The sequence below is a fragment of the Halogeometricum sp. CBA1124 genome (genome assembly GCF_009741955.1).
GTDB classification, from domain to species: Archaea; Halobacteriota; Halobacteria; order Halobacteriales; family Haloferacaceae; genus Halogeometricum; species Halogeometricum rufum.
Map to the genome: position 1 here is coordinate 1 of NZ_WPCD01000367.1, position 1,314 is coordinate 1,314.

General features: G+C 68.8%; 1 protein-coding gene. It reads left to right on the forward strand.

Translation table 11 applies throughout. The annotated features are described in order from the left end of the window. Nucleotides 1-234: 234 nt before the first annotated feature. Nucleotides 235-1,314 (forward strand): SMP-30/gluconolactonase/LRE family protein (locus GJ632_RS21540; protein WP_197428157.1); only part of this gene is annotated, 1,080 nt, incomplete at its 3' end.

Genomic DNA, 1,314 nt, shown 5'->3' on the forward strand with positions numbered 1-1,314 from the left:
ATTACTCCTATACCCGACTTTCGCACCTGTTCGATTCGGGCGTCGATTGCGATGAACGGTAGCACGAAACACACGGGGCGTGCCGGTGGCACCCCGCCCCCGGACCCGTTCCGATACGCGACCCGCCCTGGACCGTCCAATCAGAGACACGACAGGAGGGCGGAGAGAACAGGACCACGAACACTCACGCGAACCACCGACAACGGCTATGGCGAGCGTTTCCGTAGCGATGGTATGGTTGAACTCACCAAACGGTCGACACTTCGGCTGTTCGGGACTGGACTGGCGTTCTCCGCGCTCTCGGGCGCGGCGGCGGCACAGGAGGACGGAGACGACGGTGCGGACGACGGGTCGGGCGACGGCGGTGCGCACGAGGGCGAACCGAGCGACGACTCGACGCCCGTCGAGACGGTGGTAGCGGTGCCGGGCGACCCGGTGCCGGAGAACCTCGCACTCGACTGGGACGGGACGCTCTACTTCGGCATCACCGCGGGCGAGGTGTGGGAGGTGACGAACGCGCAGACCCAGGAGACGGGCCTCACGCCCGCGGACCTCACCCGCGTCGCCGAACTGCCGGGGAGCGTCGTCGGCGTCGAAGTCGTCCCCTGCGGGTCGATATACGTCGCCTCGTCGTCCGAGGAAGGGACCGGCGTCTGGGAGGTGCCGCGCGACGGGCACGCGCCGTTCCCCCTCGCGTCCGTCTCGGGGTTCCCGAACGACGTGCTGTACGACCCGGACTTCGACCGCCTCCTCGTCACGGAGTCGTTCGACGGCGCCGTCTACGAGGTTTCGCTGTCGGCGGACGACCCGGAGGCGGAGTTGTGGTTCGAGGACGACACGCTGGAGACGGAGAGTTTCGGCGCGAACGGACTCGCGTTCGGACGCGACGGTTCCGTGTTCGTCGCCGTCACCCGCGCCATCGACGACGAGGGGCGGGACGTCGGCCGACTGGTGAGAGTGCCCGTCGAGACGGACGGCACCGCCGGCGCGGCGGAGACGTACCTCGAATCGCCCGAGATATTCGGCGCGGACGGCGTCACCACCGACGGCGCGGACGTGTACGTCGCCGCGAACTCGCAGAACCGCGTGGTGCGCGTCACCCCTGACCGCCACGTCGAAGCCGTCGCCACCGCAGACGACGGACTCGTCTTCCCATCGGACGTGCTGTTCGGCGTCACGCCGCGTCAGCGCAGCGACCTGTTCGTCTGCAACTTCGCCAACGACAGCCCCGACGACGGCGCGATTCTCCGCGCGCACCCGTTCGCGACGGAGGACGACGATGGAGACGATGGCGACGACGGCGACGGAGGTGGG